This window comes from Devosia sp. LjRoot3 (assembly GCF_964252865.1).
Lineage (GTDB): Bacteria > Pseudomonadota > Alphaproteobacteria > Rhizobiales > Devosiaceae > Devosia.
This window is the reverse complement of the sequence record NZ_CAXUPK020000004.1, coordinates 141,930-162,748: the sequence shown is the minus strand read 5'-3', so window position 1 is coordinate 162,748 and position 20,819 is coordinate 141,930. Positions and strand designations below refer to the sequence as shown.

Below are 20,819 nucleotides of genomic sequence, written 5' to 3'. Positions count from 1 at the left end.
ATGCCGCAACTGACAAATCCCATCTTGCCGGGCTTTAATCCCGATCCGTCGATCCTGCGCGTCGGCGACGATTATTACATCGCCACCTCCACCTTCGAGTGGTACCCCGGCGTACAGATCCATCATTCGAAGGATCTGGCCAACTGGGACCTGATCACCCGCCCGCTGACCCGCAAGAGCCAGCTCGACATGCGCGGCGATCCCGATAGCTGCGGCGTCTGGGCCCCCTGTCTCACCCACGACGGCGAAAAATTCTGGCTCGTCTACACCGACGTCAAGCGCAAGGACGGCTCCTTCAAGGACGCGCACAATTACATCGTCTGGGCCGACAAGATCACCGGCCCATGGTCCGATCCGGTCTATGTCAATTCCTCGGGTTTCGACCCCTCCCTCTTCCACGATGACGACGGCAAAAAGTGGTTCGTCAACATGCTGTGGGATCACCGTCGGCGTCCGCTGCTCTTTGCCGGCATTGCTCTCCAGGAATTCGACCCCAAGGCGGGAAAACTCGTCGGCCCGATCAAGAATATCTACAAGGGCACCGACCTGAAGCTCGTCGAAGGCCCGCATCTCTATAAGCGGAACGGTTGGTACTATCTCCTCACCGCCGAGGGCGGCACGGCCTATGACCATGCCTGCACCTTTGCGCGCTCGCGCACCATCGATGGGGATTATGAAACCCATCCCGACAAGCACATTCTGACCTCCAAGGACGCCCCGCTCGCGCCGCTGCAGCGCGCCGGTCATGGCGATATCGTCGAGACGCCCGAGGGCAAAACCTATCTCGTGCACCTCACCGGCCGCCCCACCACCCAGGAGCGCCGCTGCGTCCTCGGCCGCGAAACCGCGATTCAAGAGGCCTATTGGGGCGACGACGACTGGCTCTACGTGAAAAACGGCCCCGTCCCCTCGCTCCACGTCGAAGTGCCCGGCACCCGCGACGAACAAAAGTACTTCGCCGAGAAGCGCTACACCTTCGAAAATGGCCTGCCGATCGACTTCCAGTGGCTGCGCACCCCGGAAACCGAACGCATTTTTGCAACCGAAGGCGGCAAGCTGACCCTCTTCGGCCGCGAGAGCATCGGCTCCTGGTTCGAGCAGGCCCTCGTCGCCCGCCGCCAGCAGCATTTCTCCTATGATGCCGAAACCGTGGTCGATTTCACCGCCACCGACGAACGCACCATGGCCGGCCTCACGGCCTATTACAGCCGCTACAACTTCTTCTATCTGGCGGTAACAGCCCATTCCGACGGTCAGCGCGAGCTGCTGATCATGAGTTCGGAAATGTCCTGGCCCGACGGCAATCTGCGCTTTCCGGCCGCGCCGGTGCAGATTCCCAATGCCGGCAAGGTCAAACTCGCCCTCACCATTCGCGGCCGCAAACTGCAATTCTTCTACGCCCTTGAAGGCCAGGAACTGCAGCCCATCGGTCCCGTGCTCGACGCCTCGATCCTCTCGGACGAATGCGGTGGCCATCAGGCCCACGGCAGTTTTACGGGTGCCTTCGTCGGCGTCGCCGCCCACGACCTCAACGGCACCGCCAGCCCGGCCACCTTCGACTATTTTACCTATCGCCCCCAGCACGATCCCTCGGATCGGTATGAGATCGATAGTCTGGTCGGTAGGGGGCAGTAGGGGCGGGGCCTCCGGCCCTGACCACCCACCGCACGTCATCCTCGGGCTTGACCCGAGGACACTTCACTTGGCGAACTTGCGGCAAGTACAAAGCCCTCGGGTCAAGCCCGAGGGTGACGTCCATGGACTTATCCATCTTATCCCCGCCCCCAATTATGCCCTCATAATACCCCCATCCAACCTCGCATGGACGGTCTGCAGACGACAGTAGCGAGGGGGCCCGGCAGGGGATCGTCTCCCAGGCACGTTCGGGGCTGGCCGCTTGCGACGAGCGATCAAAAGTCGCCGATAGTTCCCGCCCGAAAAGAGGGCACTCCGGAGCGGTATCCGCTTCATCTATCAAAACACTTCGAAGCGAATGCTGCTCCGGGGTCCGTCCACCAAAGGCAATCCCGCAGCAAGCTGGCGGGACTAAGACTCTATGGCGCCATACTACCCTGCCCCGCCCAAAGCATTCCAAAAAATCTCAAACCCGGAGAACGACTTATCTCCACGCAGCCTTGTCTTTTCGCTGGCTGCCGCGGAATCTGGCCTCGCGTGGACAAGAGGAGCCGCAAAGAAATGAAACTGGAATCGATCGCCCTGCATCACGGCTATGAATCGGAGGCCACCACCAAGGCCGCGGCCGTGCCGATCTATCAGACGACGTCATACACGTTCGACAATACCCAGCACGGCGCCGATCTCTTCGATCTGAAAGTCGCCGGCAATATCTATACCCGCATCATGAACCCGACGACCGCCGTGCTCGAAGCGCGCGTCGCCGAGCTCGAAGGCGGCATTGCCGGCCTCGCCCTCGCCTCGGGCATGGCCGCCATCACCTATGCCATCCAGACCATTGCCGGGGTCGGCGACAATATTGTTTCGGTCGCCCAGCTCTATGGCGGTACCTACAATCTCTTCGTCCATTCCTTCCCGCGCCAGGGCATCGAAGCCCGTCTCGTCGCCCATGACGATTACGACGGGTTCGAAAAAGCGATCGACGAAAACACCAAGGCCATCTTCCTTGAATCGATCGGCAACCCGGCCGGCAATGTCGTAGATATCGAAAAGATCGCCGAAATCGCCCATCGCCATGGCGTGCCTGTTATCGTCGACAACACGGTCGCGACGCCCTATCTGACCCGCCCCTTCGATTTCGGCGCCGATATCGTGGTTCATTCGCTGACGAAGTATATCGGCGGCCACGGGACTTCCATCGGCGGCATCATCGTCGACAGCGGGAAATTCGACTGGAAGGCCAATGCCAAGCGCTTCCCGGTCCTCAACGAGCCCGACCCGTCCTATCACGGCGTCGTCTATACCGAGGCCCTGGGCCCGGCAGCCTATATCGGCCGCGCCCGCGTCGTGCCGCTGCGCAATACCGGCGCCGCCATTTCCCCGTTTAATGCCTTCCAGATCCTGCAGGGCCTCGAAACCCTCGGCCTCCGTATCGAGCGCCACTCGGAAAATGCCCTGAAGGTGGCGAATTATCTGAAGAACCACCCCAAGGTGCAGTGGGTCAACTATGCCGGCCTGCCGGACAGCCCCTTTAACGCGGTGGCCAAGAAAATCTCCAAGGGCTCCGGCTCGGGTATTTTGTCGTTTGGCATCGAGGGCGGCAAGGAAGCCGGCGGCCGTGTCATCGACGCGCTGCAGATGATCCTGCGCCTCGTCAATATCGGCGACGCCAAGTCCCTCGCCTGCCACCCGGCCTCGACCACCCATCGCCAGCTTTCGCCCGAAGAGCTGAAAAAGGCCGGTGTCTCCGAAGACCTCGTTCGCATTTCGGTCGGCATCGAGCATATCGATGACATCATTGCCGATATCGAACAGGCTCTCGCCAAGGCGTGATCACAATTTTTCCGGGCGGGGACGACAAGCTCCCGCCCGGGGCGTAGGCTTTACTTGTTTAGCGGTCGCAGGTTCTGCGTCTCGCGCCGGTTATGCGCAATTCGCATCTCTGCGGCTTCCTTGCACGAGGAGGTTCTGCCATGGCCCATATGCATGTCATGACCGGCGCCGGCGACAAGCTGGATATGCCCGTCATCCAAACCATCACCACTGCCGATCTGATGATTGCCCTTCGGCGCGGTGCCGAGGATTTTTGGGCCAAGCCCAGCCACTATGTCGTGCTGATGCTGATCTACCCCATCATCGGCATCGTCCTCACCGTCTGGATGAACGGCTTTTACACCTGGCCCCTGCTCTATCCCCTGATCGGCGGTTTTGCTCTCATCGGCCCCGTTGCCGCCCTGCCGCTCTATGAAATCTCGCGGCGGCGCGAAATGGGCGAAGACCCATCCTGGCGCGATGCCATCAATGTCGTCCGCTCCCCCGCCATCGGCAGCATCATCGCCGTTGGCGCCATGCTCTTCGTGCTCTTCACCCTTTGGCTCACCAGCGCCCAGGCCCTCTATGAAAGCCTCTTCGGCTCCACGCCCCCGCAAAGTTTCCAGGGGCTCTTCACTCAGGTCATTTCTGAACCCGGCGGTATGACGCTGGCCATTATCGGCACTGCCGTCGGCGCCTGCTTCGCCCTCGTCGTGCTTTGCACGTCCGTCGTCGCCTTCCCGCTGCTGCTCGATCGCGATGTCGGCGCCTATGTGGCGGTGGAAACCTCGTTCAGGGCGGTGATGCGCAATCTTATCCCCATGCTCGTCTGGGGTGTTATCGTCGGCGTGTCGGTCTTTGTTGGAGCTCTTACCCTGTTTGTGGGTCTCGCGGTCATTTTGCCCATTCTGGGTCACGCCACCTGGCACCTTTATCGGCGGACGGTCGCCTCTGCCTCGATGATCCGCGACATGCCGCAGGCATAAACAACCGGGGCAAAGCCCTAGCGAAGGAGTTGGCTTCTTAACCTCAAGGTCTTAATCTCAGCGCTTCCTTTGCCCCGAATTAGCCGAGCTCATGGACCAAACCCCTTTCGAGCCCCAAAACAGCGCCGCCACGGCGGCGCTGACGCCGATGATGGCGCAGTATTTCGAGATCAAAGCGGTCAATCCGGGCTATCTGCTGTTCTATCGCATGGGCGATTTCTACGAGCTCTTCTTCGAAGACGCCGAGATCGCCAGCGCGGCCCTCGGGATCGTCCTCACCAAGCGCGGCAAGCATCTTGGCGAAGACATCCAGATGTGCGGCGTGCCGATCCACGCGGCCAATGACTATCTCAACAAGCTCATAAAACTCGGCCACCGCGTCGCCATCTGCGAGCAGGTTGAAGACCCCGCCGAAGCCAAGAAGCGCGGCAGCAAGTCGGTCGTCAAACGCGACGTCGTCCGCCTCGTCACCCCCGGCACCCTGACCGAGGACGACCATCTCGACGCCCGCTCGGCCAATTATCTCGCTGCCCTCGCCATGGTCCGGCATGGCGATACCGACTTCGCCCTCGCCTGGGCCGATATTTCCACCGGCGAAACTTTTGTGGCCGATCTGCCCGCCGAGCGCCTCGCCGACGAACTGGCCCGCATCGCCCCTGCCGAACTGCTGCTCACCGATGCCACAAGACAGCTTCTCGCGGAAAAACACCTCTTCGCTCCCGCCTGGAACGCCATAGCCACCACCATCGCGCCCGAAGCCGCCGATAGCGAAGTCGCCCTGCAACTCCTGCGCCGCACCTTCCCTGCCGACCTTTTCGATCCCACGGCACTCTCCCGCGCCGGCCGCTCGGCCATGGGCGCCCTCGTCGCCTATGTCGACCAAAGCCAGAAAGGTCGCACCGCCCCCCTCCGTTCACCAGTCCTGCAAGCGAGCGACGCCGTCCTCGCCATTGACGCTGCCACCCGCTCAAGCCTCGAAATCCTGCAGACCCAGCGCGGTCAGGCCAAGGGCTCGCTGCGCCAGTCCATCGACCTCACCGTCACCGCCCCTGGCGCCCGACTCCTGGCCAGCCGGCTCGCCGCGCCCTTGCGCGCTTCGGCTGACATCAATGCCCGCCTCGATGCCGTCGAGCGCCTCGTCGGTGATCCCCTGCTCCGTGCCCGCCTGCGCGGCGACCTCAAGGCGGCCCCCGATCTCGCCCGCGCCCTCTCCCGTCTTTCGCTCGAACGCGGCGGTCCGCGAGACCTGGCTGCCATTGGCAAAGCCGTCGCTGCGGCTCTTGAACTTGCCGCCAATCTCGGCAGCCAGCCGGATCTGCCAAAGGTCCTGTCGCGCCTGACCAAAACCCTCGGTGCCGCTCCTCGTCCCCTCGCCTCCGAACTAGGCCTCGCCCTCGACGACGAATTGCCGCTCCTCTCCCGCGATGGCGGCTTCGTCCGCGCGGCCTATGACGGAGAACTCGACGAGGAACGTGCTCTGGGCTCGGAAACCCGTGCCGTCGTCGCTGCCCTCCAAGCCCGCTTGATGGACGAGACGGACGTCCGGTCGCTCAAAATCAAGCATAATGGCGTCCTCGGCTATTTCGTCGAAGTGCCGGCCGGCCATGGCCAAAAGCTGCTGGAGCCGCCGCATCGGGAAATCTTCATCCATCGCCAGACGCTGGCCAATGCCATGCGTTTTACGACGACGGAGCTGGCCGAACTCGAAGGCCGGATCGCCAAGGCGCATGAAGCCGCGCTCGAAATCGAACTCGGAATCTTCACCCGGCTGCGCGAAGACGTGCTCGCCCGCACCGGCGAATTGCAGGGCCTTGCCGATGCCCTCGCCGAACTCGACGTCACCACCGCTCTCGCCGAAGTGTCCGCCACGCGCTTCTATTGCCGCCCCCAGGTGGACGACAGCCTTGCTTTTGCCATTGTCGGCGGGCGCCATCCGGTCGTGGAACAAATGGTACGGGCCGAAGGCCAGAGCTTTGTGGCCAATGATGCCGACCTCTCGGGCAGCGAAGATGCCGGCGGCGGCAAACTGTGGCTGGTCACCGGCCCCAATATGGGCGGTAAGTCGACCTTCCTCCGCCAGAACGCGCTCATCGCCATTCTCGCGCAGATGGGTTGTTTCGTGCCGGCCGAAAGCGCGCATATTGGCGTGGTGGACAGGCTCTTCTCCCGTGTCGGCGCCTCGGATGACATCGCCCACGGCCGTTCGACCTTCATGGTCGAAATGGTTGAGACCGCCGCCATCCTCAATCGCGCCACGCGCCATTCCCTGGTCGTCCTCGACGAAATCGGCCGCGGCACCGCGACCTTTGATGGTCTCTCCATTGCCTGGGCCTCCGTTGAAGCCCTGCACGAAACCACCGGTTGCCGCGCGCTCTTTGCGACCCACTTCCACGAACTGACCAGCCTAGCCAAAACGCTGTCCCGCGTCGCTAATGTCACCATGAAAGTGCGCGAATGGGAGGGCGAAGTCGTCTTCCTGCACGAAGTCGGTCCCGGCGCCGCCGATCGCTCCTATGGCATTCAGGTGGCCCGGCTTGCCGGCCTCCCCGATCCAGTCATCAACCGCGCAAGACAAGTGCTCGACGTGCTCGAACAGCGCTCGGCCGGTACCGCCTCTTCCAGCCAGAAAGCCAGCGTGCTAGACGATTTGCCGCTCTTTGCCCATCAGCCTGCCCCGGCAGTAAAGAGCAAGGACCCCATTCACGAAGCGCTCGATGCCGTCCGCCCCGACGATATGACGCCCAAGCAAGCCATCGAAGCGCTCTACGAATTGAAGAAATTACGCGATGACGCTCGTCGACGCTGAAGCCAAGCCGCGCAAAGCGCAATTCGCCCTCAAGACGGCTGATACCGTTCTCGTCGAGCTTGACGAATTGGTGGGTGATCAACCCGCCAAATCCCCGGCGGCCCGCACGGCAGTCCTTGCGCATATGCGCCAGACCCTGGCGGAGGCGAGGAAAGACGCCGAGGCAGAACTGGTCGCCACCAATAAGGGGACGCGCTGCGCGCAAAACCTCTGTTCGGCGGAAGACGAAATCATCACCGCCGTCTATCTGTTCGCAACGACGCGCGTTTATCCCGTCGACAATCCCTCCGGGGCCGAGGCCATCGCCCTCTCCGCTGTCGGCGGCTATGGCCGTGGCACGCTGGCGCCGGGATCGGACATCGATCTCCTGTTCATCCTGCCCTACAAACAGACGCCCTGGGGCGAGCAGGTCACCGAATACATTCTCTACATGCTCTGGGACCTCGGCCAAAAAGTCGGCCACGCCGTCCGCTCGGTCGATGAGTGCATTCGCATGGCCCGCGCCGACATGACCGTGCGCACCGCCACCCTCGAAGCGCGGTTTCTGACGGGCGACAAGTCGCTCTTCGACAATCTGGTAAAGCGCTTCGAAACCGAGATCATGCCCAAGACGGGCCCGGAATTCATCGCCGCAAAAATGGCCGAGCGCGACGAGCGCCACCGGCAGATGGGCAATACCCGCTACGTCGTCGAGCCCAATATCAAGGACGGCAAGGGCGGCCTGCGCGACCTCAATACGCTCTTCTGGATCGGCAAATATTTTTATCAGGTCAAGACCAGCCACGAGCTGGTGGCCAAAGGTGTTCTGACCGACGCCGAATATCGCCTCTTCCAGCGCGCCGAAGACTTTTTGTGGGCAGTCCGCTGCCACCTCCACTTCGTCACCCATCGTGCCGAGGAAAAGCTGACTTTTGACGTGCAGCCCGATCTCGCCCGCCGCATGGGCTATGCCGAGCGCGTCGGCATGCTGGGCGTCGAGCGCTTCATGAAGCGCTATTTCCTTGTCGCCAAGGATGTCGGCGACCTCACCCGCATCATCTGCGCCAGCCTCGAATTCCGCCACGCCAAGGATATGGATCTGGTTGGCCGCGTGCTGGCGCCCTTCCGCGCCGGCAAGACCAAGATCAAGGGCGAAACCGATTTCGTCATCGATACCGGCCGCCTCAATGTCGCGACCCCGGATGCTTTCGAGAAGGACCCGGTCAATCTCATCAAAATGTTCATGGTGGCCGGGCGCGAGGAACTGCTGTTCCATCCCGATGCCATCAAACATATCCGAGACAGTCTCAGCCTGATCGACAACAAGCTCAGGAACGACCCCAAGGCTAACAGCTATTTCCTGACCATTCTGACCAGCCCGCTCTATGTCGAGCGCATCCTGCGTCAGATGAACGAAAGCGGCGTGCTCGGCAAATTCGTGCCCGATTTCGGCAAGATCGTCGCGCTGATGCAGTTCAACATGTACCACCACTATACGGTGGACGAGCATCTGATACGCGCCGTGGGCTGCATGGCCGATATCGCCAATGGCGGCCTGCGCCAGGAACTGCCGCTGACCCACGAACTGCTGCCGCAGCTCAACGATACGCGGCTTCTCTACGTCGCGCTCTTCCTCCACGACGTGGCCAAGGGGCGGCCGGAAGACCATTCCATTGCCGGCGCCCGTATCGCCCGAAAGCTCTGCCCCCGTTTCGGCCTTAGTGCCGCCGAAACCGACACGGTCGCCTGGCTCATCGAATACCATCTGCTGATGAGCGAGATCGCCCAGGCCCGCGATATTCAGGACCCCGAAACGGCAAAGGCCTTTGCCGATGTGGTGCAATCGCCGCAGCGTCTTGCCTTGCTGATGATCCTTACAGCCTGCGATATTCGCGCCGTGGGTCCCGGCACCTGGACCGGCTGGAAGGGCTCGCTCCTCCGCGCCCTCTACTACGCCACCGAGCCGCTGCTCTCCGGCGGCCACAGCCAGGTCAGCCAATCCGATCGCGTGCAGGCCGCCAAGGAAGCGCTCGCTCAGGCGCTTACCAAATGGGCACCGGCCGAGGTGGAAGCCTATGCAGCGCGCCACTATGACCACTATTGGCTACGTGCCGAGCCCGAGCTTCAGATCGAGCATGCCCGCATGATCCGGCAGGCCGACGAAGCCGGCCAGCCTTTTGCCGGCTCGATCCGGGTGAAGGCGTTTGAAGGTATTACCGAGGTCAGTTTTTACACGCCTGACCACCCGCGCCTGCTCTCGCTGATCGCCGGTGCCTGCACCATGCAGGACGCCTCGATTATCGGCGCCCAGATATTTTCGACCCGCGACGGCCGCGCCATCGACACTTTTAGGCTGCGCCGTGCCTTCACCTCCGACGAGGACGAAAAGGTCCGCGCCACCCGCATCATCGATACGGTGAAGCAGCTCCTCCAGGGCAAGCGCACGGTACTGATCGATCTGGGCAAGGAATCGCGCCACAACAAGCGCTTGAAGCCCTTTGCCCTGCCGGCGCAGGTTTCGGTCTCCAATGCCATCTCGGAAAAATTCACCGTCATCGAGGTTTCGGGCCTCGACCGCATCGGTCTTCTCTATGCGCTGACGCGCGAAATCTCCGATCTCAACCTCACCATAGGCTCCGCCCATATCGGCACCTATGGCGAAAAGGCCGTCGACGTTTTCTACGTCACCGACCTGACGGGCCAGAAGATTCATGTGAAGCAGCGGCAGCGAAAGATCTATGGCGCGCTGATGGACGTCTTCGAACGCCCCGAGGAGAAGAAGGCGGCGAATGGCTGATCTGCCTCTTTGAGCCTTTTTCGCAATTTTTTCTCGGTCGGCGCCTGGACACTGGTCAGCCGGGTCTTTGGCCTTGTCCGTGACGCGCTGATGGCGGCGGTGCTTGGCGTTGGGCCGGCGGCTGACGCCTTCAACGCGGCATTTCGCTTTCCAAATCTCTTCCGCCGGCTCTTTGCCGAAGGCGCCTTCAACACGGCCTTCGTGCCGATGTTTTCCGGCGCGCTTGAGCAGCAGGGCGAGGACGGGGCGAAACTGCTGGCTTCCAAGATCATGAGCTGGCTCGTCGCCATGCTGGTCGTCGTGACGATCCTGGTCGAAATCTTCATGCCGCAGATCATGGTCGCTTTCGTCCCCGGCTTCGTGGACGATCAACAAAAGTTCGACCTGACGGTCATGCTGACGCGAATAATGTTCCCCTATCTCGCCTGCATGTCGCTGATGGCGGCCTATGGCGCGATCCTCAATTCGCTGGGGCGCTTCTTTGCGGCTGCCTTTGCGCCGGTCCTGCTCAATATCGTCAACATTTCCGCGCTGATTCCGCTCGCCACCTTCTGGATACAGGATCCGCAGGGCGCCACGGTCTGGGTGGCGCTGGCGACGATGCTCGGCGGCATTGCCCAACTTTGGCTCGTCTGGGTGGCCATTGAACGCACTGGTTTCCGGCCCGATTTTCGCTTCCCCCGGTTCGATCCAGAGGTCCGTCGCTTCTGGGTTTTGGCCGTGCCGGCGATCCTCACGGGCGGCATCACCCAGATCAATATTTTCGTCGGCACCATCATCGCTTCTGGCGCCGACAGCACGATTTCCATCCTCTCCTATGCCGACCGGCTCTATCAATTGCCGCTGGGCATCATCGGCATCGCCATAGGCACGGTGCTGCTGCCCGAGCTCAGCCGCCATTTGAAGGGCGGGCGCGAGGCCGATGCACTGGCGAGCCAGGAACAGTCGCTGTTCATCTCCATGTTGCTCACCATGCCAGCGGCCGCGGCACTCATCGGCATGTCCGAGCCCATTGTGCGCCTGCTCTTCGAGCGTGGTGCCTTCGATGCTTTGGCAACGAAGCAAACCGCCGAAGCGCTTGTCGCTTTCTCGGCTGGTCTCCCCGCCTATGTGCTGATTCGTGTGTTGCAGCCGGGCTTTTTTGCCCGCGAGGATACGGTTACCCCAACCATTTTCGCCGGCGTCAGCGTCGCTGCCAATATCGGCATTTCGCTTCTGCTGTTTCCCACCATGCTGCATGTCGGCATCGCCATTGCCACGGCCGTCTCGTCCTGGATCAATGTCGTGCTCCTGGGGGTTACACTGGCCGTGCGCGGACATTTTTCGCTGCCGCGCAACCAGTGGTGGGGCCATATCATGATCGTGCTGATCAGCGCCGCGATGGGCGTGAGCCTGATGCTGCTGGCCAATCACGGTGCCCACCATATCGCCGCAGGCGCCCCGCTCTGGCGGCAGATTGCGGTGGTCGGCGCGCTCATCGCCTATGGCGTGGTCTTCTACTTCACCCTCATCCACGTCACCGGCACGCAACGCCTCGGCACGTTGCTGCGGCGTCTGCGTCGCTCCCGGTGATAGTTTCCAATCGGCGCGGCTCCGTATAGAACGGGGCCATCTGCCTATCATCCGCTTCTGGGACCCATGGCCTTTTCTCCTCGCGTTTTTTCCGGCATCCAGCCTTCCGGCGATCTGCATCTGGGCAATTATCTCGGCGCCATCCGCCGTTTCGTGCCCCTTCAGGACACGCATGAGACCATCTATTGCGTGGTCGACATGCATGCGATCACGGTCTGGCAGGAGCCCAACGCTCTGCGCCGCGCCACGCGCGAAGTCGCTGCCGCCTTTATCGCTGCCGGCGTCGATCCCAAGCGCTCGATCGTCTTCAACCAGAGCCAGGTCATGCAGCATGCTGAACTGGCATGGGTGTTCAACTGCGTGGCCCGCATCGGCTGGATGAACCGCATGACGCAGTTCAAGGACAAGGCCGGCAAGAATTCCGAGAACGTTTCGCTCGGCCTTCTGGCCTACCCGTCCCTGATGGCTGCCGACATCCTGCTCTACAAGGCAACGGCCGTGCCTGTGGGCGATGACCAGAAGCAGCATCTGGAACTGACGCGTGACATCGCGGCAAAGTTCAACAATGACTATGCCGCCTCGATCGTCGAACAGGGTCTCGATCCTGATTTCTTCCCGATCACGGAGCCGCTGATTGCGGGCCCCGCGACGCGCATCATGTCCTTGCGCGACGGGACCAAGAAAATGAGCAAGTCGGACCCGTCCGATCAGTCGCGTATTTCGCTGCTCGATGATGCCGATGCCATCTCCAAAAAAATCAAGAAGGCGACGACTGACCCGGCCGAATTGCCTGTTGAGGTCGAAGGTCTGAAGGGGCGCCCGGAAGCCGACAATCTCGTTGGCATCTATGCCGCGCTTTCGGACAAGACCAAGGCCGAGGTGCTGGCTGAGTTCGGTGGCCATGGCTGGGGCAAGTTCAAGCCGGCCTTGGCTGATCTGGCCGTGGCCCAGTTGGCGCCGATGGCCGGTGAAATGCGTCGCCTGATCGAGGATACCACCACGATCGACGGCATCCTGCGCGATGGCGGCGAAAGGGCTGCGGCTCTGGCCGAAAAGACCATGCACGACGTGCGCCGCATCGTCGGTTTCATCCGCTAGTTCGGAGGCGCCTTTGTACGATACCGAATACAAGCGCAAATTCCTCGTTGTCATTGACGAGACGGAAGAGTGCGACCGCGCCCTGACCTTTGCCGCCTTTCGCGTCAAGCGAACGGGCGGCACGGTGGTGCTGGTAACGGTGATTCCTAAGCCCGAATTCATCGGCATGGGCGTCGAGGACGTGTTGCGCGCCGAAGCGGTCGAGGAGGCCGAGCGCAATCTCGATTCGCGTCTCGCCCGCATCAAGGAAATCGGTGATGTGCGCGCTGAAACGGTCATTCGTGAAGGCAATGGCGCCGAGCAGATCGAGCAGTTGATCGACAAGGATCACGACATCGCCATTCTGGTGCTGGCGGCGTCCCGGTCGGGTGAAGGCCCCGGCCCTCTCGTCACCCACTTTGCCGGTCGCGCCAACGCCCTGCCTATCCCGCTGACCATTGTGCCGGGCCGGATGAGCGACGAAGAGATTATCGCTATCTGCTAAGCGGCCCCTTCGGGGCAAAATCGCGCCAATGGCGCGATTTTAGCGCAGCAGGCCCGAAGAGCTATGCTCGCAGGGCAAGGCCCGGCGCTCGGACCTCTACCACCACTTCTCGCCGCAAGTTGGATTGCCCGGATAAACCGGGCAATGACGGCGGCGGTGAGGTTTGAACTACCTGAGTTCTAAGCCGTCTCTGCCGACTGCTTTCCCTTCAAAAACGGGTCATTCAAAAACGTCCCGAACGGAAAAACGCCGCGAGCACCGTTCGCACCCAGTCAAACCCTGCAAATCCCCTCCCCGGCAGGCAGATCGTCATCGCCAGAATATAGGCGATGAAGGCGACCCCGTGGATAAGTCCGATGGGCGGGACGAGGCCGGGATAGCCGAACCAATACTTTGCCGGCATGGCGACGAGGAACAGGGCCAGGGTTGTAATGCCTTCGGCAACGCCGATATATCTGAACAGACGGATCATGATATGGTGCTAGCGCATGGCAGCCATATCGCGCCACGCGACAAAGCAGCGCAAATTGGGCTTGCAGCGAACCCGTCTCTAATTTAGAAGCGTTCTAAGTCTACTCCACGGAGAGAGTTTATGTTCATCCAGACCGAAGCCACGCCGAACCCGGCCACGCTGAAATTCCTGCCCGGTCGTGATGTGCTGGTCGGCGAACCGCGCGATTTCCGCACTGTCGACGCCGCCGAAGCCTCTCCGCTGGCCGCCAGTCTTTTCGGCATTTCCGGCGTCACCGGCGTTTTCCTCGGCTCCGATTTCATCTCGGTGACCAAGGATGACACCAACTGGGCCCATATCAAGCCGGCTATTCTCGGCGTGATCATGGACCACTTCCTTTCCGGCAAGCCGGTCATCGCCGAAGGTGGTGAGGTCGACACCGATTTTGCCGCCGGCGAAGAGTTCTTCGAGGAAGAAGACAAGGAAATGGTCGAAGTCATCAAGGAACTGCTGGCGACGCGCGTGCGTCCGGCGGTGGCCATGGATGGCGGCGACATCATCTTCCGCGGCTTCAAGGAAGGCACCGTCTTCCTGCACATGCAGGGCGCCTGCTCGGGCTGCCCCTCTTCGACCGCGACCCTCAAGAGCGGTATCGAAAATCTCCTCCGTCACTTCGTGCCGGGCGTGGAATCGGTCCAGCAGGTCTGATCCGAAGCCGCACTACCAGTTAAGCAGCAAGCCAGGGGCCTCGATGAGTTTTCATCGGGGCCTTTGACTTTTCGGCAGGTACTTTTTGGGGATATGGCAGACCATGGTGAAGGCCGGGTCGAAGACATTGCCGACCTCATAGCGCACCACCTGCCCCATGAGGTGGCTGGCGGCGACGGCGGAGAGGCCGTAGTCGCCGGTCAGCCAGTCGAACATGTCCGTCGTCGCGTGCTGCAATGCCTGGTCGAGCGGGCGGGCATTGCCGACCGAATAGATTGTCTCGGCAGTCTCGCCGCGTGGCCAGGCTTGCTTGCGGTTTTTGAGCACGCTGAAGCGGACTTCCACTTCCATAGCGGTTTCAACGCCGGTGCCGACGATTTCGCCGTCGCCCTGGATGGCGTGGCAATCGCCGAGGAAGAATAGGGCGCCGGGCTCGAAGACGGGGAACCAGATGCGGGCGCCGGGGCCAAAGCCGCGATAGTCCATATTGCCGCCGTTTTCGGCGCTGGTGGCGGTGGAAATGGCCTGGCCATGGGCCGGAGCGACACCAAAGCAGCCGAGCATGGGCTCGATGGGCAGGACGAGCTGCTCCAGCCCTTCAACCGGCTCCTTCAGACGCACCGTGCCGGCCTTGGCATCGATGATCCAATCGATCTTGGCGCGCGGCGGCAGGTCGCGGACCCGCTCGGGGTCAACGACATTGGCCGCAAGGGCGCCACGGGTCCAGCCGTGTTCGCGGATCGGCGTCATGCGAATGATGTCGACCTGCAGCACATCGCCCGGTTCGGCGCCTTCCACATGGATAGGCCCGTTCATCGGGTTGGAGCCATGGGCGCGGGTGACGCCGTGCTTGTCCACACCGGCCGCGTCGAGCGTCTCGGCGATCACGGTGTCGCCATCAACCACATGGAGGGCAGCCGGGAGTTTTGCGAGCACGCTATGCCACGCCGCGGCTTCGAAACGATGGATAGCCACTATTCAGCCGCTGCCTTCTGGTCTTCGGGGCGCTGGTCGGTGATCGCCAGGATCTCCTCTGACTCCCCCCGCTTGCGCCGGATGCGCAGGCGCTTGATGCGACGACCGTCGGCGGCAAGGATTTCGAACTCGAAACCGTCGAGCCCGGTCACCTTTTCACCGCGGCGCGGCACGTGGCCGGCGAGGTCGAAAACGAGACCGCCCAGCGTTTCGACGTCTTCGGCGTGTTCGCCGGGATCGAAATCGGGGCCGACAACGGCGCGGACTTCGTCCAATTCGGCGCGGGCATTGGCGATATAGGTATCCTCGCCCACCTTGCGCACCATGGCGCGGACGGCTTCGTCGTGCTCGTCCTCGATCTTGCCCACGATCGCTTCAAGGAGGTCCTCAATGGTCACAAGACCATCGGTGCCGCCATATTCGTCGACGACGATGGCCATATGGACGCGGGAGGCGCGCATGGATTGGAGGAGATCGCCGGCCGGCATGAAGGTCGGCACGAACATGGCCGTGCGGGTAATGCCGAGTTTGCTGATCTTCTGGCGCAGCGCGGCCGAGAGCAGTTTTACGGGGACGTCTTTTTCAGGATCGGTCACCGGCTCGGTGATCTTGGCCATGGCATCCTTGATGTGGATGAAGCCGATGATCTTGTCGAGTTCGTCTTCGTAGACGGGCAGGCGCGAATGGCCAACCTGGCGGAATTTTGCGAGCAGAGTTCCGAGATTGATATCGGCCTCGACGGCCTGGATATCGGAGCGCTCGACCATGATGTCGTCGATCGAGACAGCTGACAGTTTCAGCACGTTCTGCAGGATCGTGCGTTCGCTCTCGGTAAAGTCCTGCGTCTCGGCGCCGGCGCTCTCGTCGAGCGCCACCTGCAAATCATTGCGCAGGCTGACCGGACGAAGCGTCAGGATGGATTTGAGTCTGTTGATCAGGCTCGGCCCTCGCGTCGGCTGAGCGAGGGCGGGACTAGAGGAAGGTTCGGGATTATCAGGCACCCGGTTGCCCTTGCGATCGGTGTCGTTCATCAATCTTAGGCTGCGTGAAGCAGCGCGCTATCCTCATATGGACAAATAAAGCAACCAGGCCGGAAATTCGTCGGCCTAGTCGGCGTAGGGATCGGCAATGCCGAGCCCGGCCAGTATCTGGGTTTCGAGGCCTTCCATTTCCTGGGCCTCGTCCTCATCGAGGTGATCATAGCCCAAAATGTGCAAAAAGCCATGCACAACGAGATGGGTGAAATGATCTTCAAGGCTGGTGCCCTGTTCTTCGGCCTCGCGGATGAGGGTTTCACGGGCGAGCGTAATGTCGCCCAAAATGCCGATGACGGGGTCGAAAGGCTCGATTTGCGGGAAGCTCAGGACGTTTGTCGACGCGTCCTTGCCCCGATATTGCGCATTGAGTTCGCGCTGTTCCGCGTCATCGGTGAGCAGCACCGAAATCTCGGCGGCGCCCTTTACCTTGGGCTTGGCACCGGCCAAGGCGGCGAGCACCGCGCGCTCGGCAAGGGCGTCAAAATGGTCGGGCCAGTCATCCGCATTGCGGATGACTGCGATTTCAAGCGGGGGAATCGGCGGCATAAGGGTGTGGGTCAGCTCCGGGGCAAATTGCCCAGTGTCCGCGCCAGTCCTTCCGTGTCCCCGTCCTTTTGGGCGAGGCGCCGCGCGGTATCGGCTTCATAGGCCCTGACGATCCGCCCAACAAGTGCGTGACGCACCACGTCCTTGTCGTTGAAGCGGCTGATATGCACCCCTTCGACGCCATCGAGCAGATTGACGGCTTCCACCAGCCCCGATTTTTCGCCGCGCGGCAAGTCGACCTGGGTCGGGTCGCCGGTGACGATCATCTTCGAGTTCTCGCCCAGGCGGGTCAAAAACATCTTCATCTGCATGGATGTAGTGTTTTGGGCTTCGTCGAGGATGACGACCGCATTGGAGAGGGTGCGGCCGCGCATGAAGGCGAGCGGAGCAACCTCGATGATCCCCGACGTGATGCAGCGCTCGACATTTTCGGGCTTCATCATGTCGTAGAGCGCATCGTAGAGCGGGCGCAGATAGGGATCGACCTTTTCCTTCATGTCGCCCGGGAGGAAACCCAGACGCTCGCCGGCTTCGACGGCGGGACGGGAAAGGATGATGCGGTTGATATCGCCGCGTTCGAGGAGCGAAGCCGCATGGGCCACGGCGAGATAGGTCTTGCCGGTACCGGCGGGGCCGACGCCGAAGACGAGCTCCGAGCGATCCATGGCGCGCATATAGGCGTCCTGGGCTGGGGTTCGGGCGGCGATGGTGGCCTTTCGCGTAGCGATCTGGGCCATGCGCACCTTGCCCTTGCGCTCAAGCGTGGGCAGGGTCAGCTGGCTGTCTTCGGTCTCGACCATGCGGATGACGGCGTCGACATCGGCGATGTCGGCGCTGCGGCCTTCTTCAAGGCTTGTGTAGAGCGATTCCAGCACGCGGCGCGCCTGGTCAACCCGTGACGCCGAACCTTTCAACAGCACATGATTGCCGCGCGGCGTGGCCGAGACGGATAGGCGCTGTTCGATGAGGGCGAGGTTCTGGTCAAAATCGCCGTAGAGCTGGGCAGCCAGGCGATTGTCGTCAAAGGCGAGTTCGAGTTGCGATGCGAGGGCGTTATCGGCGGTGGGTGGCAAGTGCCTGCTCAAACTTTCTCGGCTCCCGAAGGGGGCGCCGCGGAGCGCGTCGCCCATGCATTAATGAGGCTAGGATGATTTGGGTTCGATGTCTGTAGATAAATTGTGACACTCCAAGCCTGCCGCAAGGCGGCAAAATCGCTCCGGTGGAGCGATTTTCGGCTTGGAGGCCATGAGAGCTACGCTCGAATGGCGTGAGGTTTTGGCCAAACTCGATCCTCCACTGGCATCGGCCCAAGGGGCATCGGTGTTTTGGGGAGGACATGGGGGGTGGGGTCCGGGGGCCTTGAGGGCCGGCAGGTGGCCAGCATGGGGTTGGCCCGGGGCCGATCCCCAACCGGCGTCGACCCGAGGGGCATCGGTGTTTTTGGGGAGGGCATGGAGAGCGGGCTTTGGGGGCTTGAGGCCGGCAGATGGCGGGGATGGGGTTGGCCTCTGATCGATCCCGACCGGCATTGACCCGGGGGTATCAGTGTTCTGGCAGGACATGGGGAATGGGGCTCCGGGGGCCTAGAGGTTGGTACACTCGGATGAGGGTGACGTGGGATCGATCCCCAACCGGCGTCGGCCCAGGGGCGTCGGTGTTTTTGGAGAGGGGCGTGGAGAAGTGTGGGCTTTGGGGGGCTTTAGGCCGACAGGTCGCCTGGATGGGGTTGGCCTCCGATCGATCGCAGACCGGCATTGACCCAGGGGCATCGGTGCTTTGGCAGGACATGGGAACTGGGGCTCTTGAGGTTGGCAGATCACCGGGATGAGGTTGACGTGGGGTCGATCCTCAACCGGCGTCGACCCAAGGGCCATCGCTGTTTTTGGAGAGGGCATGGACAGTGGACTTCGGGGCCTTGCGGGCCAGCAGGTCGCCTGGATGGGGTTGGCCCCTGATCGATCCCTGACCAGCATTGACCCAGGGGCATCGGTGTTTGGGAGGACATGGGAACAGGGGCTCCGGGTCGGCAGGTCACCTGGATGAGGTTGATGTGGGATCGATCTTCAACGGGCATTGGCGGGCAAGGTGGTTTTTGGGGAGTTGCGTGGGCGGCAGGCGGTAGCCGCGCTGAAATTAGCCGGCGCGCTAAGGGTCGATGGGAGGCCGCTACTGCACCCAACACCAATATCCGCCTGGCCTTTCGGCTTTGCGGTTGCACAGCGCGATGCCCTTCGGGCGCACGGTGAAAAGCGGCTTTCGCCCCAAAAACGCAAAAATAGAAGAGGCGAAAGCCGCTTCCCACGTCCGGGATTTTTTGCGCATGCCTCGAGCGGCCCCCTTTTGGGGTTTTACGGTCCGAAGCGCCGTCGGACGTGCTTGTCCGTAGACAGCACGACGGGGGCGCTCCGCCGCTTGGCCGGTGGTCGGCATCCACGCATCCGCCTGAGCGACCTCAAGCAGCCCGACTTCCCACCCGGCACTTCGTCGGTACCGCGTGTTATCGGTGGGAACGGGGAGAGATTGGCACAGTTTTTTACCGTGGGGATAAGATGGATAGATCAGCCCCCCTCACCGACTCGGCTTTGCCGAGCCACCTCTCCCCTAGAGGGAGAGGAATAAGAGGGGGCCGCTGCTCTTTCATGCGCCGGCCTGTTCTTCTCCCTCTCGGGGAGAAGGTGGCGCGAAGCGCCGGATGAGGGGGCATTTTCGCGCGCGGAACTTGCCGGCATAGCTCTCATGGCCCCAAGGGAGAGGTGGGTGGTCACGCCTGGCGCGGTGCATCTAGAAATAGTCGCTATAGAGTTGAGGTAAGGAGCAACCATGGTCCACATCGCCGTCGATCCGTTTCCAGCCGACGACATCATGCGTGTCCTCTGGCTTTCCGCATGGGGCGATGCGGGACCGGCGAGCTGGCAGCCGGTGCTGTCGCGCAGCCTCGTTCATGTCGGGGCATATGAAGGCGAGGCGCTGGTGGGTTTTGTCAACGTCGCCTGGGATGGCGGCGTGCATGCCTTCATTCTCGACACCTGCACGCACCAGGATTTTCGACGGCAGGGTATTGCCACCAAGCTCGTGAAGGCTGCGGAGGATGCAGCAAGGGCGCGCGGCGCCAAGTGGCTCCACGTCGATTTCGAACCGCATCTCACCGAGTTTTATCGCGCCTGCGGGTTCAGACCGACGGAAGCTGGGCTTGTTGCGCTTTAGGCAATGTTTCGGCTGCGCCAGACAAAGCCGGATGGCTCAGATCACAAGCTCGTTGTAGCTGAGCAGGTAAATCACGCCAGGCGGGACGCCTCATGGAAATAGCTTACTTGGCAATACTGGGGCTTTCGCCGCTGATTGTCCTGGGCCTGGCGGCATTGGTCGTTTGGCTGTTTTTTCGCTTCCTCCTCCTTAGATGGCGCCGCACCCGCCCCAACCAGATCCTTAGCCGACTCTTTCTCATCCTCAGCGCGGTCGCGTTTATCGCCGTGCCCCTTGTTGGTTTGAAACAGTGGGAACACTCGCTCCTGTTTGGACATCTGCCAAAACCTTTGGAAGCGACCGAAATAGAGTATCGGCTTGAAGAGAGCTGGGGGATCGGAGGGCCCGGGGACGCCGAAACCGGTTTCGTGGTGTACCGACTAGACGACTACAGCAAGAAATGGGCGTCGGAGCAGGGAGCAAATTTAGGCTCCAGGCTCGCCGACTATGCCGGTGCCTGGCATTCCACGCCCATCGACTATGCCAGGGATTTTGACCGCTGGCAGGCTTCTGGCGTCGAGGGGTATTTGGGCAAATACGGCTACAGCATCGAGGTGGACGAGGCGTGGCTTGAGAAAGCCAATGAGACAATGAGCCTGCCGGGTGCCGCTTATTCCTACGGCAAGGGGGGCAGCGTCACGCTCGTAGACCCGGAAGGGGGCCGGGTCTACTTCTTCTACGCTGGCTGAA

At 61.8% G+C, this 20,819-nt stretch carries 16 protein-coding genes; 11 read left to right on the top strand and 5 right to left on the bottom strand.

From position 1 onward, the window contains the following. From ACSQ2A_RS15355 to ACSQ2A_RS15320, 8 genes are all read left to right on the top strand, one after another. Complete coding sequence (locus ACSQ2A_RS15355) at nucleotides 1–1,635, top strand: glycoside hydrolase family 43 protein (protein WP_436072938.1); 1,635 nt, start codon at nucleotides 1–3, stop codon at nucleotides 1,633–1,635. 561 nt (nucleotides 1,636–2,196) lie between these two features. Continuing rightward, the gene (locus ACSQ2A_RS15350) at nucleotides 2,197–3,468 is read left to right on the top strand and encodes an O-acetylhomoserine aminocarboxypropyltransferase/cysteine synthase family protein (RefSeq protein WP_436072937.1); all 1,272 of its coding nucleotides are present in this window, start codon (nucleotides 2,197–2,199) and stop codon (nucleotides 3,466–3,468) included. A 140-nt stretch (nucleotides 3,469–3,608) separates the two neighbouring features. Further along, nucleotides 3,609–4,433, top strand: a complete 825-nt coding sequence (locus tag ACSQ2A_RS15345) for a DUF2189 domain-containing protein (protein ID WP_436072936.1) — start codon at nucleotides 3,609–3,611, stop codon at nucleotides 4,431–4,433. A gap of 91 nt (nucleotides 4,434–4,524) precedes the next feature. Then, entirely contained in the window at nucleotides 4,525–7,239 is a 2,715-nt protein-coding gene (mutS, locus tag ACSQ2A_RS15340) for a DNA mismatch repair protein MutS (protein WP_436072935.1), read from the top strand. After that, nucleotides 7,220–10,015, top strand: a complete 2,796-nt coding sequence (locus ACSQ2A_RS15335) for a [protein-PII] uridylyltransferase (protein WP_436072934.1) — start codon at nucleotides 7,220–7,222, stop codon at nucleotides 10,013–10,015. The genes mutS and ACSQ2A_RS15335 overlap by 20 nt, the downstream gene beginning before the upstream one ends. Before the next feature lie 9 nt (nucleotides 10,016–10,024). Further along, a complete protein-coding gene (gene murJ, locus ACSQ2A_RS15330) occupies nucleotides 10,025–11,587 on the top strand; it encodes a murein biosynthesis integral membrane protein MurJ (protein WP_436072933.1) in 1,563 nt (520 codons plus the stop codon). Between the two features lie 66 nt (nucleotides 11,588–11,653). After that, on the top strand, nucleotides 11,654–12,685 hold the full coding sequence (trpS, locus tag ACSQ2A_RS15325; RefSeq protein ID WP_436072932.1) for a tryptophan--tRNA ligase: 1,032 nt from the start codon (nucleotides 11,654–11,656) through the stop codon (nucleotides 12,683–12,685). A 13-nt stretch (nucleotides 12,686–12,698) separates the two neighbouring features. Continuing rightward, complete coding sequence (locus ACSQ2A_RS15320) at nucleotides 12,699–13,169, top strand: universal stress protein (protein WP_436072931.1); 471 nt, start codon at nucleotides 12,699–12,701, stop codon at nucleotides 13,167–13,169. Between the two features lie 223 nt (nucleotides 13,170–13,392). Here ACSQ2A_RS15320 and ACSQ2A_RS15315 read toward each other — a convergent pair whose 3' ends face one another. Continuing rightward, nucleotides 13,393–13,641 carry a DUF3817 domain-containing protein gene (locus tag ACSQ2A_RS15315; protein WP_436072930.1) on the bottom strand — a complete coding sequence of 83 codons (249 nt, stop codon included), beginning with the start codon at nucleotides 13,639–13,641 and terminating at the stop codon, nucleotides 13,393–13,395. Nucleotides 13,642–13,761: 120 nt separating this feature from the next. Between ACSQ2A_RS15315 and ACSQ2A_RS15310 the strand changes: the two genes are divergently transcribed. Beyond that, on the top strand, nucleotides 13,762–14,328 hold the full coding sequence (locus ACSQ2A_RS15310) for a NifU family protein (RefSeq protein WP_436072929.1): 567 nt from the start codon (nucleotides 13,762–13,764) through the stop codon (nucleotides 14,326–14,328). Between the two features lie 51 nt (nucleotides 14,329–14,379). On the opposite strand, the gene ACSQ2A_RS15305 is transcribed toward ACSQ2A_RS15310, so the two are convergent. The 4 genes from ACSQ2A_RS15305 to ACSQ2A_RS15290 form a co-directional block, all read right to left on the bottom strand. Further along, complete coding sequence (locus ACSQ2A_RS15305; RefSeq protein ID WP_436072928.1) at nucleotides 14,380–15,303, bottom strand: acetamidase/formamidase family protein; 924 nt, start codon at nucleotides 15,301–15,303, stop codon at nucleotides 14,380–14,382. Beyond that, nucleotides 15,303–16,334: a hemolysin family protein gene (locus ACSQ2A_RS15300; protein WP_436072927.1), complete on the bottom strand. Its 1,032-nt coding sequence runs from the start codon at nucleotides 16,332–16,334 to the stop codon at nucleotides 15,303–15,305. The genes ACSQ2A_RS15305 and ACSQ2A_RS15300 overlap by 1 nt, the downstream gene beginning before the upstream one ends. Nucleotides 16,335–16,409: 75 nt before the next feature. Then, on the bottom strand, nucleotides 16,410–16,886 hold the full coding sequence (ybeY, locus tag ACSQ2A_RS15295; protein ID WP_436072926.1) for an rRNA maturation RNase YbeY: 477 nt from the start codon (nucleotides 16,884–16,886) through the stop codon (nucleotides 16,410–16,412). Between the two features lie 11 nt (nucleotides 16,887–16,897). Continuing rightward, entirely contained in the window at nucleotides 16,898–18,016 is a 1,119-nt protein-coding gene (locus ACSQ2A_RS15290; RefSeq protein ID WP_436072925.1) for a PhoH family protein, read from the bottom strand. Between the two features lie 1,690 nt (nucleotides 18,017–19,706). Between ACSQ2A_RS15290 and ACSQ2A_RS15285 the strand changes: the two genes are divergently transcribed. Both ACSQ2A_RS15285 and ACSQ2A_RS15280 read left to right on the top strand, forming a co-directional pair. Next, nucleotides 19,707–20,090: a GNAT family N-acetyltransferase gene (locus ACSQ2A_RS15285; RefSeq protein ID WP_436072924.1), complete on the top strand. Its 384-nt coding sequence runs from the start codon at nucleotides 19,707–19,709 to the stop codon at nucleotides 20,088–20,090. A 92-nt stretch (nucleotides 20,091–20,182) separates the two neighbouring features. Further along, nucleotides 20,183–20,818, top strand: coding sequence for a hypothetical protein (locus ACSQ2A_RS15280; protein WP_436072923.1), 636 nt, complete (start codon nucleotides 20,183–20,185; stop codon nucleotides 20,816–20,818). Nucleotide 20,819: the final 1 nt, after the last annotated feature.

Coding starts and splice junctions, on each gene's coding strand:
- ACSQ2A_RS15355 (WP_436072938.1), top strand. CDS start 1: ATGCCGCAACTGACAAATCCCATCTTGCCGGGCTTTAATCCCGATCCG.
- ACSQ2A_RS15350 (WP_436072937.1), top strand. CDS start 2,197: ATGAAACTGGAATCGATCGCCCTGCATCACGGCTATGAATCGGAGGCC.
- ACSQ2A_RS15345 (WP_436072936.1), top strand. CDS start 3,609: ATGGCCCATATGCATGTCATGACCGGCGCCGGCGACAAGCTGGATATG.
- mutS (WP_436072935.1), top strand. CDS start 4,525: ATGGACCAAACCCCTTTCGAGCCCCAAAACAGCGCCGCCACGGCGGCG.
- ACSQ2A_RS15335 (WP_436072934.1), top strand. CDS start 7,220: ATGACGCTCGTCGACGCTGAAGCCAAGCCGCGCAAAGCGCAATTCGCC.
- trpS (WP_436072932.1), top strand. CDS start 11,654: ATGGCCTTTTCTCCTCGCGTTTTTTCCGGCATCCAGCCTTCCGGCGAT.
- ACSQ2A_RS15315 (WP_436072930.1), bottom strand. CDS start 13,641: ATGATCCGTCTGTTCAGATATATCGGCGTTGCCGAAGGCATTACAACC.
- ACSQ2A_RS15310 (WP_436072929.1), top strand. CDS start 13,762: ATGTTCATCCAGACCGAAGCCACGCCGAACCCGGCCACGCTGAAATTC.
- ACSQ2A_RS15300 (WP_436072927.1), bottom strand. CDS start 16,334: ATGAACGACACCGATCGCAAGGGCAACCGGGTGCCTGATAATCCCGAA.
- ybeY (WP_436072926.1), bottom strand. CDS start 16,886: ATGCCGCCGATTCCCCCGCTTGAAATCGCAGTCATCCGCAATGCGGAT.
- ACSQ2A_RS15290 (WP_436072925.1), bottom strand. CDS start 18,016: ATGGGCGACGCGCTCCGCGGCGCCCCCTTCGGGAGCCGAGAAAGTTTG.
- ACSQ2A_RS15285 (WP_436072924.1), top strand. CDS start 19,707: ATGGTCCACATCGCCGTCGATCCGTTTCCAGCCGACGACATCATGCGT.
- ACSQ2A_RS15280 (WP_436072923.1), top strand. CDS start 20,183: ATGGAAATAGCTTACTTGGCAATACTGGGGCTTTCGCCGCTGATTGTC.